General features: G+C 41.8%; 12 protein-coding genes. 4 read left to right on the top strand and 8 right to left on the bottom strand.

The window, feature by feature from the left end:
* Window positions 1-2: 2 nt before the first annotated feature.
* The 5 genes from AHMF7605_RS19225 to AHMF7605_RS19205 form a co-directional block, all read right to left on the bottom strand.
* The gene (locus AHMF7605_RS19225) at window positions 3-230 is read right to left on the bottom strand and encodes a FeoA family protein (RefSeq protein ID WP_106931662.1); all 228 of its coding nucleotides are present in this window, start codon (window positions 228-230) and stop codon (window positions 3-5) included.
* Between the two features lie 679 nt (window positions 231-909).
* Complete coding sequence (locus AHMF7605_RS19220; protein WP_106931661.1) at window positions 910-1,239, bottom strand: hypothetical protein; 330 nt, start codon at window positions 1,237-1,239, stop codon at window positions 910-912.
* Between the two features lie 17 nt (window positions 1,240-1,256).
* Window positions 1,257-1,709, bottom strand: a complete 453-nt coding sequence (locus AHMF7605_RS19215) for a Panacea domain-containing protein (RefSeq protein WP_106931660.1) — start codon at window positions 1,707-1,709, stop codon at window positions 1,257-1,259.
* Between the two features lie 511 nt (window positions 1,710-2,220).
* The gene (locus AHMF7605_RS19210) at window positions 2,221-3,171 is read right to left on the bottom strand and encodes a 1-phosphofructokinase family hexose kinase (RefSeq protein WP_106931659.1); all 951 of its coding nucleotides are present in this window, start codon (window positions 3,169-3,171) and stop codon (window positions 2,221-2,223) included.
* A gap of 289 nt (window positions 3,172-3,460) precedes the next feature.
* On the bottom strand, window positions 3,461-4,885 hold the full coding sequence (locus AHMF7605_RS19205; RefSeq protein ID WP_233219189.1) for an RtcB family protein: 1,425 nt from the start codon (window positions 4,883-4,885) through the stop codon (window positions 3,461-3,463).
* Between the two features lie 507 nt (window positions 4,886-5,392).
* Between AHMF7605_RS19205 and AHMF7605_RS19200 the strand changes: the two genes are divergently transcribed.
* The 4 genes from AHMF7605_RS19200 (at window position 5,393) to AHMF7605_RS19185 (ending at window position 9,481) form a co-directional block, all read left to right on the top strand.
* Complete coding sequence (locus AHMF7605_RS19200; protein WP_106931658.1) at window positions 5,393-6,343, top strand: aldo/keto reductase; 951 nt, start codon at window positions 5,393-5,395, stop codon at window positions 6,341-6,343.
* 42 nt (window positions 6,344-6,385) lie between these two features.
* Window positions 6,386-7,063 (top strand): metallophosphoesterase family protein, encoded by a 678-nt coding sequence (locus AHMF7605_RS19195; protein ID WP_106931657.1) that lies wholly within the window; start codon window positions 6,386-6,388, stop codon window positions 7,061-7,063.
* Window positions 7,064-7,373: 310 nt separating this feature from the next.
* Window positions 7,374-8,480: an amidohydrolase family protein gene (locus AHMF7605_RS19190; RefSeq protein ID WP_106931656.1), complete on the top strand. Its 1,107-nt coding sequence runs from the start codon at window positions 7,374-7,376 to the stop codon at window positions 8,478-8,480.
* A 191-nt stretch (window positions 8,481-8,671) separates the two neighbouring features.
* The gene (locus tag AHMF7605_RS19185; protein WP_106931655.1) at window positions 8,672-9,481 is read left to right on the top strand and encodes a phosphatase PAP2 family protein; all 810 of its coding nucleotides are present in this window, start codon (window positions 8,672-8,674) and stop codon (window positions 9,479-9,481) included.
* A gap of 17 nt (window positions 9,482-9,498) precedes the next feature.
* Here AHMF7605_RS19185 and AHMF7605_RS19180 read toward each other — a convergent pair whose 3' ends face one another.
* The 3 genes from AHMF7605_RS19180 to AHMF7605_RS19170 all read right to left on the bottom strand — a co-directional run bounded on the left by AHMF7605_RS19180 (window position 9,499) and on the right by AHMF7605_RS19170 (window position 12,849).
* On the bottom strand, window positions 9,499-9,960 hold the full coding sequence (locus tag AHMF7605_RS19180; protein ID WP_106931654.1) for a GNAT family N-acetyltransferase: 462 nt from the start codon (window positions 9,958-9,960) through the stop codon (window positions 9,499-9,501).
* A 101-nt stretch (window positions 9,961-10,061) separates the two neighbouring features.
* Window positions 10,062-12,437 carry a prolyl oligopeptidase family serine peptidase gene (locus AHMF7605_RS19175; protein WP_106931653.1) on the bottom strand — a complete coding sequence of 792 codons (2,376 nt, stop codon included), beginning with the start codon at window positions 12,435-12,437 and terminating at the stop codon, window positions 10,062-10,064.
* A gap of 82 nt (window positions 12,438-12,519) precedes the next feature.
* On the bottom strand, window positions 12,520-12,849 hold the full coding sequence (locus AHMF7605_RS19170) for a hypothetical protein (protein ID WP_106931652.1): 330 nt from the start codon (window positions 12,847-12,849) through the stop codon (window positions 12,520-12,522).
* Between the last annotated feature and the right edge of the window lie 775 nt (window positions 12,850-13,624).

Raw genomic sequence — 13,624 nt, 5'->3', positions numbered from 1 at the left:
TATTATTTTAGCAGGATGGTGCCTGCTTCGTCTAAACGTAAGGAGAGGGTATAATCGTTTACAATTATGGTAATAGGGTCGCCAAGTGGAGCTTTGCTGTTTAGTTTTACTGGTGTACCCGGAATACAACCCATTTCCAGGAGTTTTAAAGACATTTCCGGATCGTTGAGGCAGCAAATTGTGCCGCTCTCACCAACTTTCAAATCCCGAACACTTTTGCGTTTCTGCACCTGGTTTTATCCTTATTTAGACTTATTATAAACAGTTGCAAGATACAATGTGTTCCGGGTTATTCCAAATAAGTTAGCTGATCCGTTTGACTTTCTCCTACTTCAATGCCTTTGTCTTACAAATAATTTCACCAAACCACCAAAGGTCGTTTAAAATAAAAGGTCGTTTAAAATAACCCGCTAAAGCAGTTAAGTAGCAGTACCAAACAAGATACAGTTATCTCAAAGACTAAAGGATAAAAGTTCAATGGACATAAGCCTTAAAAACAGAATCAACAAAAAGATTTAGAACGTTCACCAATGGCGTAAGATAGTATTATAAAATATTTCTATTGCAACTTTTTTATATCAACCAACTTATTTTTAAGTGATTGCGTAAACCCCACAAACCAAGGAAATAATTAAATGCCAACGAAAAAGAAAGCTGCCGAAAAGAAAGATCCGTGCTGGAATGGTTATGAGAAAGAAGGCATGAAGGATAAAGCCGGTAAAAAAGTACCGAATTGCGTTAAGAAAGATTAAAAGATTTACCTGTAATAATTGAAAAAGAGCTGCTTAATGAGCAGCTCTTTTTTTTATGACCAAGTTGAACGGACTCACGCGAATGAAAAATTAGTAAATTCATTGGCATCTTGATTCTGGTAGAAGTTCTTACCACCGAAATCTGTAAAATTTCGGGTTATTTACCCGGCAACAGAAAATGCCCCCGAAGCACAATAAATGATAAACCTAATACATTTAAGGTAGTTGTAGCCAGTAAAGAAGTAAGCACCGTGTCGCTTAAACAAATAAAGCGTTCGTTCATAATTAAGATGTACAACACGGCTCCTAGCCAACACGTTACCACAATGGCCGTCCAGACGGCAAGCCATTTCCGGTGAGAGGTATCTTCTTTATAACGTTGATTTTCGAAGCGCCGACGTTGGGCCGTTAAGTCATCGGCGTCAATATCGGTATCTCTGCCAATAGGGGTTGCGCGCGACTGAATAATTTCTTCTAAACTCTGCAAGTTAAATTTTTTAGCCTTTAAATTTCAATGCCCGAGAAGTACTCTTTAATGTACTCGTCAGGAATAGGATAATCCCAGGTAAAAGAAGCTTCTTTCGTAGTTTTATCCCAAGGGCTACCCGGCATATGCGACCAATCAGACAACTGGCTAGCACTGAATTTAGAATATCTATCAATAATGCGGCTTAGCGTATCTGTTACTATTGGGTCCGCCGCTATTTCCTGTAAAGAAGCATCTTCTACCCCAATAATTTTACTGTAATCTACCTGTTTGCGGGTTTTCGGAAATACAGGACCAAAAGGCCAGGCGCGAGGCGGCTCGTTCAGCAAGTGTTGGTTGTACTTAGCCAGGAAATAACCATAGGCAATAAAGAGCAGTTTTTGCACCTTGGTAACATTTAGCACAATGCCTTTTTTATAAGCCAAGGCCAACAAATAATTCGCTACCGTTACACTGTCGTAATTACCCATAATCACCTGTTATTAGTCCAAATATACATAAAATGAAGGCAACTTACAACTTACCTAAATAACTGTTAAGCAATAAGATAACTTTCCCATGATCTTATTTTGCAACGTCTATCATCTAATTTCTTTTTTACGAAAATAAATCAAATGAGTAGTTTTAGGCGCTATCCAGAATAGAAAAGGGCATTTTGGCTCCGAATAAATAGATGTACCGTTTTTTGGGTACGTGAGTTTTTCTTTTACACAGTTAAATGCTTAAAAACTTAATTTTAATAAAAAGTCAACACCGGAAATGCTTTGACCGAGCTATTTAAAAAGAAACAAGTATGGTTCAGCTAATTCTAAAAAGATATACAATCTTATCTGCTTTAATTACCAGAAGGTACGCAAAAAGGAATATTGAAGCTTTGGTAAGAAGAAAATTGGCAAGAAGAGTTTGAATCAATTGAAAATAAAAACGACCGGATAATAACATCCGGCCGTTTGTTTATTTCCGTTTAAAGATAAGTTCTTGTTATTCGTTGGTTTCTACTAATTGCTGGGCTTTAATCCATTTAAACAATTCTTCCACGTCGTCGCGCTTGCATAACTCAGAACCCGGCGACATAACCGCGGCGGCTCCTGCGGCTACCCCATATTTTACCGAATCGCTCAGCGACCAACCTAAGGACATTTTGTAAACCAAACCGGCCACCATACTATCGCCGGCGCCAACGGTACTGCGGGCTTTTACGGTAGGTGCCGGAATTTGCTCTACCTGATCTTTCGTAATTAGCATCGCACCTTGACTCCCCATAGAAACGACCATTACTTCGCACATGCCGTTGGCGAGCAGTTGTTTCCCAAATTGTTCTATTTCGGAGTCTTGAATATCAGTCTTACCCGCCAGCATGGCCAATTCGCTCAAATTCGGTTTTAAAAGATACACCCCAATACCCGCAGCTTGTTTTAAGGCTTCGCCGGAAGTATCCAGAATTAATTTTGCGCCAATTTTTTTAGCGATAGTAGCTACGCGGGCGTAAAAATCGTTGGGAACGCCGCGCGGTAAAGAGCCACTGGCTACAATATACTCGGGTTTCGGAAAAGTTTTCTCTAATTTAATTAAACTGTATTGCCACTCGTACTCCGGAATAATAGAACCTGGCATACCAAACCGGTATTGCTTATCAGTGGAAGTTTCAATTACGGAGAAATTTTCGCGGGTCCATTTTACCGAGGGAATAGGCATGTGCGTGATGCCTTCATCGTCGAGCAATTGTTGTAATACCTGACCGGTGGCACCCCCCGATAAGTAATACGCTAAAGAATCGCCGCCCAGATTTCGGATGCCCCGCGACACATTTATTCCTCCCCCACCTGGCTCAAATACGGGTGCGTTACACCGTAATTTATGCTCCGGCTCAAGCTTTTCTACCTGGGTGCTTTTATCTAAAGCTGGGTTTATAGTTAAGGTAACAATTTTCATATTTTAAACAGCAGCTATATGCCTCCGCCCATTAATTCTATTAATCTACACTATTTATTATACAACGGTATCGTAACTACCAAGTTATACAATGAAATTCAATTTTAAGTAAAAAATTAAATTATCTGCTACTTATCTGGATAAAATTTATTGTTTTGCTTAAAATTTTGAAATTTATCAATTCCGCAATCTATCTGGAGCCTAAATTTGCTAATTTCCTAACTACTTTTTCTCTTTTGCAGGTTCTTAAAAGAAGGTTTTTGCAAATATAATTTAACCAAGTCCGTTACTACCGGTCCATCCGAACTAATTTTGGAGTAAACTTGCCTAAAATTTCTACTTGCTGCTGCTGGCTTTCCATCACGTAATGCATGTTTTTATACGCCACCGGCGATTCCTGCAAACTGCCGCCAATTAGTTCTATGCCGAATGCCTTAATTAAGCCATTCATTTCGGTTTGATATAAAACCTGCGCGGCCTTTTTCGCGGACATGGCCCGTCCGGCGCCGTGCGATGATGAATAAAGAGCTGCTACGTTCCCTAATCCCCGTACCAGGTAGCCGGGCTGCGTCATGGAACCCGGAATAACATTAAAGTTATCAGCAGTTGCCCGGGCCGCTCCTTTGCGGTGCACAATTACTTCTTGCCCCTGGCATTGCTCTTTCCAGGCAAAATTATGCGGGTTATCAAAACGAGCTACCGGCTCTTCCCCGAAACTGACACTTAAGCGTTCGTGAATGCGCTCATGGCAAGCTAAGGCGTAGTCGTTAGCTACTTGCATGGCCTGCCAGTATTCCTGACCCGCCTGAGTTTGCAGATTTAACCAGGCTAAGTATTTTGCTTCTACCGGCAGCCGACAAGTATCCATAGCAATTTGGGTGTAATGCGCCGCAATGTTTTTGCCTAAACTGCGGGCTCCCGAATGCGATAAGATTCCCACGTACTCCCCGGCGGGTAAGTTAAAAGCGTTGTCGTTGGTATCCAATGTTACCGCCCCAAACTCTACGAAGTGGTTACCTGTACCCGAGCTGCCTAACTGGTATGCTGCCCGGGTTTTTAGTTGCTGCAATACTTTTATCTGATTAAACTCCGGCCGGTCAAACACCTCGTGCGCCTGCGGTTTTTCAAAACCCGTATTTACGCCAAACCGGGTCTGGTCCTGTAAAACTTGTTTTAGTTGGTACTTTTGTTTTTCCAGTATAGTAGCCGGCACATTGTATAAAGTAAAGTGCATCCGGCAGGCAATATCCATTCCTACCGCGTACGGAATAACTGCCCCATCTGTGGCGAGAACACCGCCGATAGGTAAACCGTGGCCTTTGTGTGTATCGGGCATCAGGGCGCCGTTTACCGTTACCGGCAAGCGCATAGCTAAATCCATCTGCTCTTTGGCATCGGTTTCAATCAAATTATCGCCAAAAATGGCGTATGGCTTGGGCTGCTCGTGCAGGTGTATGGCTCCGGTAGAATTATTTTGTTTTGTTAGCGCCGCCAGAATTTCGCCTAGTACCGTGTGGGTAACAAACTTATCCGGTGCCAGCAGCACTTGCTTGAGTAAATCTAACTGTGCTGCGGGCGACAGATGGGCATAGTGTTTCTGCATTAAGCTAATGGCTAAGCTAATACTTCTGCCGGCGGGAAAACCTAACTCCATCAGGTCATGTCCCGTTAACTTTTTACTGGCCATGTTGGGCGCATAAACTTCCGTACTCATTATACGATTAAATTACAAACTACTACTAAATAAAAAACCCGAACGTTTACGGTTCGGGTTTTCTGTTATGCTGGGTATAAAAATATCAACACACGCCCCGAACCAGTTGGTCTAGCTTCCAATTTTGGTTAACAATAGGCAGGACGGTTGAATAAATCATTTCTTCTTGATTGAAATACTTGCAACAAATATAAACCTTATTTTCTAATTTCAAAATAAAACAAGATTATCCTTGATTATTTTTAAAGGCACTCCCTTAAATTTACCTATTATTTTGAATAAACAAGTTATTTTTTTACCCGCTATTTGAAAACGGCTATTTATTTGGAATAAGGATTTATTCTGCATGAAAGCATTATTGGCAAGTAAAAAGCACCTGCTTGTTATTTATAGTACCCATACTTTACGACTATTACCCATATTTCGAGTAAAGGTAAATCAACCTGACTAGCTAAAATCTACGTACATGGGTAGCAACATCCGAGTAATTTTATTTTTGTAAAAACAATGGAAGACTACCCGCATAAACCTCAAAGCTACTCCCGCCGCGATGCCACCAAGCTTATTGCGGCAGCCGGCGCTTCGGCCTTTTTAAATACGCCTATTGATAGTCTGGGAGCACCGGCCAACATGCTGGTCCGTAAAATACCGTCCACCAACGAGCCACTACCGGTTGTTGGATTGGGCACCTGGCAAACTTTTGACGTAAGTCCGTCGCCCACGGTACGGGCTCCCTTAAAAGAAGTGCTGCGGCAGTTCGTGGCAATGGGCGGTAAATTAATTGATTCGTCGCCGATGTACGGCGAGTCGGAAGTTGTAGTGGGTGATTTGGCAGATGAGCTGAAAGTAATTAAAAAATTATTTATGGCCACCAAAGTCTGGACGCAAGGGCGGCAGCAAGGCATTACCCAAATGGAAACATCTATGCGCGAAATGCGCCGTAATCCTTTAGACTTGATGCAGATTCATAACCTGGTAGACTGGCAAACGCATTTAGCCACTTTACGCCAATGGAAAGCCGTCGGCCGGATTCGCTACATTGGTATTACCCACTATCTGGTAAGTGCTTTTGATAACTTAGAAAAAATTATGCGTTCGGAATCCATCGATTTTGTGCAACTAAACTATAATATTACTACCCGTGAGGCGGCTAACCGGTTGTTGCCCTTGGCGCAAGATAAGAATATTGCCGTAATTGTAAACCGGCCTTTTGAGAGTGGGAGTTTATTTAGCGCAGTAAAAGACAAACCCTTACCGGAGTGGGCCCGCGAGTTTGACTGCGCTAGTTGGGGACAGTTTTTTCTTAAATATATTTTGGCACATCCGGCTATTACCTGCGTTATTCCGGCTACTTCAAAAATTAAGCATCTTACCGACAACATGGGCGCGGGTTATGGCCGTTTGCCCGATGCGGCAACCCGCAAACGCATGGAACAATACATAGAGAAACTTATCTAAACTCTACTTTTCGTACTTTAAAAATAAACTAAACTTTAAAAATTGAGCCGATACGCTATTTCTGACGTGCACGGTTGTGCTAAAACTTTTCGCTGCCTGGTGGAAGAAAGCCTTAAGCTCCAACCTACCGACCAGCTTTTCCTGCTCGGTGATTACATTGACCGGGGCCCGGACTCAAAAGGAGTAATTGATTTTATTCTGGAATTGCGGGCGCAAGGGTTTGCCATTACTACTTTAATGGGCAACCATGAGTTAATGCTGTTGGAATCTTTAAAAAGCGACAAGTATTTAACTACCTGGCTGCGCAATGGTGGTCAGGCTACCTTAGCCAGTTTTAAGGTGCAGCAGGTAACGGATATTCCGGTTACTTACCTCAACTTTATGAAACAACTGGAATATTATAAACCGCTAAATGATTATTTACTGGTACACGCCGGTTTTGATTTTCAATCTTCAAACCCATTTACGGAATACGAAGCAATGGTCTGGATTCGGAATTTTAAATTAAACAGTAAATTTACCAACGGTCGCCGCATTGTGCACGGGCATACCCCTACGGGAGTTAACCTCATTCTAAATAGCATTACCCGACCCATTTCCCCGGTTATTAACATCGATGGGGGCTGCGTGTATAGTTGGCCACCCGGCTTAGGCAAACTCGTAGCGCTAAATCTGGATACCATGGGACTAACTATGGAAGATAATCGCGATGAGGTTTAGGGAATAGCGGGTATACATTTAAAAACTGTTGATTTGAATAGCACTGAAAAAGACCATTATAATCCTGGGTTCTGGACTGCATTGTAAAACCATGCTTATCTTATTTCTATAATAAAGACTGGCTAATGCATTGCTTTGTGGCTGCGTGAGCCTCTTAAGCTACGAGGCAATAGTGTCTATAAATATATGTCTATCGATTGTAATTGCTTCTGAGAGCGATGCCAAGAAGACTCGGGTGTAGAAGCCCCTTGCAAAAACAAAAAATTTGTCACTCTTTCTTATATTTAGCTCCTACTCCATCGTTAATTGTATGACCCGAACCACCCAACTTTTTCTACTCCTCGCTAGCACCTTTCTGCCTATTATTTTGCCTGCTGCCCGTGCGCAGCAAACCATGACGATTGAAGAATACGAGCCTAAATCTACGTTGGTGGTGCCCCAACATCCGGTAACCAAAGCCAAATACCCGTTTATTGACGTGCATAATCACCAAAATTCCAGCATGAGCAAAGAAGCGCTAAACAAACTGGTTAAAGAAATGGATGCTCTGAACATGCGCACCATGATAAACTTAAGCGGGGGCAGCGGCAGTGAACTTAAGAGCGGAGTAGCTAATTTAAAAAACAATTATCCCAATCGTTTTGTGGTGTTTGCCAATGTCGATTTCAGCAAGATGGATGACCCAAACTTTGGCGAGAAAGCGGCGGCGCAACTGGAACAAGACGTAAGAAATGGCGCCCAGGGCTTGAAAATATTTAAAAATTTGGGTATGACCGTAAAAGATAAAAACGGCAAACGCGTACCTACCGACGACCCGCGGCTCAATCCTATCTGGCAGAAATGCGCCGAGTTAAAAATACCCGTTCTCATTCATACCGGCGAACCCCGTTCTTTCTTCGACCCGATAGATAAATACAACGAACGCTGGCTGGAGTTAACTCAGTTTCCGAACCGGGCCCGCCCCAGCAGCGAATACCCGAGTTGGCAGCAAGTAATGCAGGAGCAGCATAATTTATTCGCGAAACATCCCAAAACCATTTTTATTAATGCCCACCTGGGTTGGTTAGGGGGTGACTTAGCTACCTTGGGAAAATTGATGGATAAAATGCCCAATATGTACACCGAAATTGGGGCCGTACTAGCAGAATTGGGCCGGCAGCCGCATTTTGCCCGCGAATGGTTCATTAAATACCAAGACCGGGTTTTATTTGGCAAAGACGCTTACGAACCTACCGAATACCATACTTATTTCCGGGTACTCGAAACCGACGACGAATACTTTAATTATTACCGCAAACGCCACGCCTTCTGGAAAATGTACGGTTTAAATTTACCCGACGAAGTTCTAAAGAAGCTTTACTATAAAAATGCGCTAAAGATTATTCCCCGCCTGGATGCTACCGGCTTCCCGAAGTAAGTAGTGCTAAATAATAATTATGGAAATTCAGATTTACCGGGCAAAGCAATGCTATACTAAACTATGCTAAGAGCTTTAAGCCAGGCAATAATGTTGTATAACCGCTAAAATAACTTTTACTGAGTTTTAGCGTTTGAAAAGCATGCTTAAAAGTAGAGTGCGGAAAGACTAAACGAGGGTATAAACTAAGGATGAAAAATCAATTTGTACTTGTATTTGTATTCTTTCAAATTTCTTTAGCTGGTTTTGGTCAGAGTCAATCGCCGTATAAAACTTCATTTAAAATAGATGCGCCCATTGTGGGTGGCGGAGTGGCGGTAAGTGGTTTAGGCTTGTACCTGATTAGTAACAAACACGGTTTAAAGCCGGAGGAGGTAGCTGGCTTAACTAAATCGGATGTAAATGGTTTTGATCGGTTTACGGCCGGAAATTATTCCGAAAGCGCCAACAATTTAAGTGATATTCCCCTTTATACTTCTTTTGCTTTACCTCTTGCTTTAATAATTGATAAAAAAGCGTTTCAGTCGGGACCGCAAATATTTTTATTATACACCGAAACAATGGCTATTACCGGTTCTATTTATGCCATGACAGCCGGCCTGGTTTACCGGAAACGCCCGTTAGTTTACGGTACGGAAGCACCTATACGCACCCGAACCACCAAAAATGCGAGTAATTCTTTTTTTGCCGGCCACGTGGCGGCTACCGCTAGTGCTACTTTTTTCGCGGCAAAAGTCTTCAACGATTTTAACCCGGATTCCCGTTTACGCCCGGTAGTTTGGGGAGTTGCGGCCGCTTTACCCGCTTCGGTTGGTTACCTGCGACTGGAAGCCGGTAAACATTTTTTAAGTGACGTAATTTTGGGTTATGGCATTGGAGCTACTGTAGGCATATTAGTGCCTCACCTGCACAAGAAAAACAATAATCTAGGCCTTTCTATTACGCCAACCTACGATCCCATCGCAGGAAACGGAGTAGCCGTATCGTATACGTTTAAATAAGCTTGTACTAAAGGCAGTTAGTAGTTGTGGGTCGCCAGATTTCGGTATGGATTAGGATTTTTAATTTCCATAGCCCGGGAAGGATCGGCAATTTGCTGAAAACCGTAAGCCGCGTATAGAGAATGGGCATCTTTGGTGTATAAAGCAAAGCGGCGCAATCCTTGTAGTTCCGGATGCGCCACAATTACGCTCACTAACCATTTTGATAAACCTTGACCTCGGTAAGGCAACAGAATAAATACATCGCACAATAAAGCAAAAGTAGCGTAATCGGTTACTACCCGGGCAAAACCTACCAGTTCTTGCTGGTGGTATACGCCAAAATTAAAGGAATGCCGGATAGATTTTTCCACGAGTGCGCGCGAAATGTTCTGCGCCCAATAAGACTCTTCGGTTAAATAACGATGGATAATGTCCAGATTTAATTTTGCAGGATTAGTAGAAATAGTGTAGTCACCTTGGGTGTATTCGTCGTACATTTTAAGGTTTAATTGAATTGACTTTGTCTTTTAAATTCAAGATTCTTCTTAGTAAAAATATTTATTAGAAGCTAAAACAGCGCGCTTATAGAATAGAAAACTTACTTTAGATTTTTCTCAAAAAGTTTAAAGATGCGTTTATACTCATCGGCCCAACTACTAGGTTCGGTAAAAGCATGGTCTTCGACGGGGTAAACGGCTAATTCCCAATTTTCTTTTTTAAGTTCGATTAATCGCTGGGTCAGGCGGATAATATCCTGAAAATGCACGTTGGTATCTGCTAAGCCATGGCACATGAGTAAAGCACCTTTTAAACCGGCCGCGTGGTAAATTGGCGAACTTTTTATGTAAGCCGTGGAATCGGTAAAGGGTTCATTTAAAATATTAGAAGTATACTCGTGGTTATAATGCGCCCAATCCGTAACAGAACGGAGAGCCGCCCCAGCCGCAAATACATCGGGTTGCGTAAATAAGGCCATAAGCGTAATAAAACCGCCGTACGATCCGCCGTAAATTCCGATTTTCTTGGGGTTCACGCCGTATTTCTGCACCAAATAACTAGCTCCATCCACTTGGTCGGTGAGATCTTTGCCCCCCATAAACTGGTAAATGCCGGTGCGTACGTCGCGGCCGTAACCGGCACTGCCGCGGTAATCAATGTCCATTACGGTATAGCCCTGATCTACCAAAAAGTTATGAAACATGTACTCCCGGAAATAGTAACTCCACCATTTATGCGCATTTTGCAGGTAGCCGGCGCCATGTACAAATATTACGGCTGGGCTATTGGGAATAGCTGCTGCCGGACGGTAAATACGGGCAAATACCTCAGCCCCGTCGCGGGCTTTAAAACTAATTACTTCCGGGTCGCGCCACGGATATGCTTTAAATTCTTCGGTTAAGGAGTGTGTTACCTGAAAAGGTTTCGCCCCTTTACGGTTTGCCATCACATATAATTCCCAGGGTTTATTCGTGTAAGAATAGCGAATAGCCAGTGTTTTTTCGTCCGGTGAAAGAATTACTTCGTGGTTACCCGCACCGGAAGTAAGCTGCTCCGGTTCCCCGCCATTTAAGGGTAAACGGTAGAAATGCAATTCGCCCGGATGCACTTTATTGGCCTGGAAATACCAGTACTTTTTATCTCTGGCGAGCCGAACCGCCGATACTTCGTATTTGCCTTTAGTTAAAGCTTTTTTCTGGTTGGTCCGGGTATTAATCGTATATAAATGCGAGTAACCTGTTTCTTCCGACTGAAACCAGATAGTTTCATTATCCGGTAACCAACCTAAATCGCCGGCTTCGGAGTCGATACCGGGTCCGTCAATCCAAGCTTCATCGTGCTGGCGTTCTATTACTTTCAGGTTACGGGTTACGGGGTTAAATTGTACTAACCAACGGTCTTTGTTATCCTGTGACCGAAGTACCAACACAGCATTTTTCCCGTTATCGGACCAAAATGGGCCGTAAAATACTACCGGCCGGGGAGTTTGAGGCTGCTTTGTTTTTTTAAGAAAAGCGGGCTGATCGGTTATACCTTTTATATCTTTAAAATAAATCTGGTAGGTAGTATCTTTTTTTATATCGTACAAGCCCATCTCGGAAGCAGCCAAAGGGGCACCTACTTTGGTGCGGGAAGGAATATCCTCGGTAAAACCGGATGCCGTAACGTAATTAGGCACAATCGTTTTTTCTGCATTAGTTGGCCGCAGTATTAAATTATACGTGACAAATTTTCCGTCCGGGCTAAGGACAGCATTATCCACCCATTTTTCGCCGGTAAATATTTCTTTTGGTTTCTGGCGCTGTTTTTTTAGTTTTTCCTGCTCTTGTATTTTTTTCTCTTCGGTACGTTTTTTAACAATATCAAATAAAGCTAATTGTTGTTGCTCCAGCCATGCTTCTTGCTTGTTTTTATCTTCAGATTTTTTAGTGCCTTTTATAAAATTGGTTATCTGTTCAAGCTGGCTCGTAATTAAATGCAGGGCAAACAAATTAGAGTTTTGGGTAAAAATTACTAGTTGTTCATCGCCGCTGAAAACAGGATTAGTTTCTTGTTCCAGCGTTTTAGTAAGTTGCCGGCTGTTACCCGTTTTACTTTCGTACAAGTAAATATCGCCTTCTTTCTCGTACACTTTTCGGGTAAAGGCCCGATTATAGGTACCATTCTGGGTTGGTAGATTTTCTCTTTCCTGACGGTTTACCTTACGAATTTCTTTACCCGATGCGGCTGCTACATACAGCGAATCTTTCCTGGCTTTTTCCGGATTCCAGTTAAAGTAAAGGTGGCTTCCATCTTCCGACCACGAAATAGTGCTCGGCGATGTGCCGGTAAAACCGGTACCTTGCATAATTTTATCGATGGTAAGCTGAACCTTGGCATCTTGAGCAAAGCTGTTGATAGAGCCAGCAAAAAGCACAATCAGAAAAAAAAATTGTTTTATTTTTTGTAAAACAGCAGTGTTATTCAGGAAAAGCATTTGGTGCAAGTAATTGGAAAGGATAAATTTATTATCAATGATAAAATGGTTTGCGGATGCTGGCCAGGTAAAAATAAGTACGTTATACTAATTGGCGGCAACAGTACCCGGCCCAGGCGGATACTCCTCCTACTAAGCCTCCGACTAAAGCAGTGATAAGAAGTAATAAGGTTGGATGCGGCAAACTGAAAAGCTTAATTATCTTATCAGATAAAATACCTTCGGTGTTGATATGAATGAAAGTACTTAATAATAGCCAACCCCCACCAATACCCGCAAAACCGGCCCAGAAAGCGTTGCTGTTCGTTCGGCCGCGCCAAGCCGCCAAACCAAAACTTACCGGAGCAACAATCCACCAGGGTAAAAAAAACTGTAAAACAAAAGAAATTACTAGTATCAGGAGCAGTAGCATAGCATTATAAATGTAAGTAATAAGGCACCAGCTCACAAAATTACTTTCTTGCTGATGGTTGTGTACGTATCTATTTTATTCTGGCACCAGAACTCCCACCTTACTCTAAATCAACACAACGAAGATAGTTGAAAGCAGTCGATTGTGCCCTATTGCCATTCCAGAAAAACAATTGCTACAAAGCCGTATATTATTCAGGTATATAAACGGTAATTCCAGGCAATTCTGTTACTTCCTAATTTACTTCACTAAAAATATCTCCTACTTAATTTATACACAAAACATTAATTTTCATAAATCTTATTTTAAGCCAAGCAGGGGCATTTTTTATCTAGTCTATTTTAAATCAAAAAATATTATCAAATATTTATATATATTATTTGCTTTATATATTGAAAAGGCATTATGTTTGTGTATAGATAGAATATAACTAATAAACAGTTTAATTTAAACCCATTTACGGAACAAGTGTAGTATTTGAACAAAGAATAAATCCATACTTCCATTAAATGGAAATATTCCATTAAAAAGCTTTCATAAAAGGCTTCACCTTAGAATATCTAACACATAGGTATTCTTATTTAGATAAACCCGCTCGTTAAAAATATCTACTGGTTGATTGTTAACGCCTTTTTTAAAGGCGACAGAAATTCTATTGCTAAATACTAACTAATATATCAACCTAAAAATAAAAATTTATACTATTCAACTAAAGCAATTCTCTAGCTAGCTAAAACGCTAACATCTTTCCGACTAATTAAGCAGTAAGCCAAAC

Source organism: Adhaeribacter arboris, from assembly GCF_003023845.1.
Lineage (GTDB): Bacteria > Bacteroidota > Bacteroidia > Cytophagales > Hymenobacteraceae > Adhaeribacter > Adhaeribacter arboris.
Note: the sequence above shows the minus strand (reverse complement) of the source record. Positions and strands in the feature narration are given on the sequence as shown.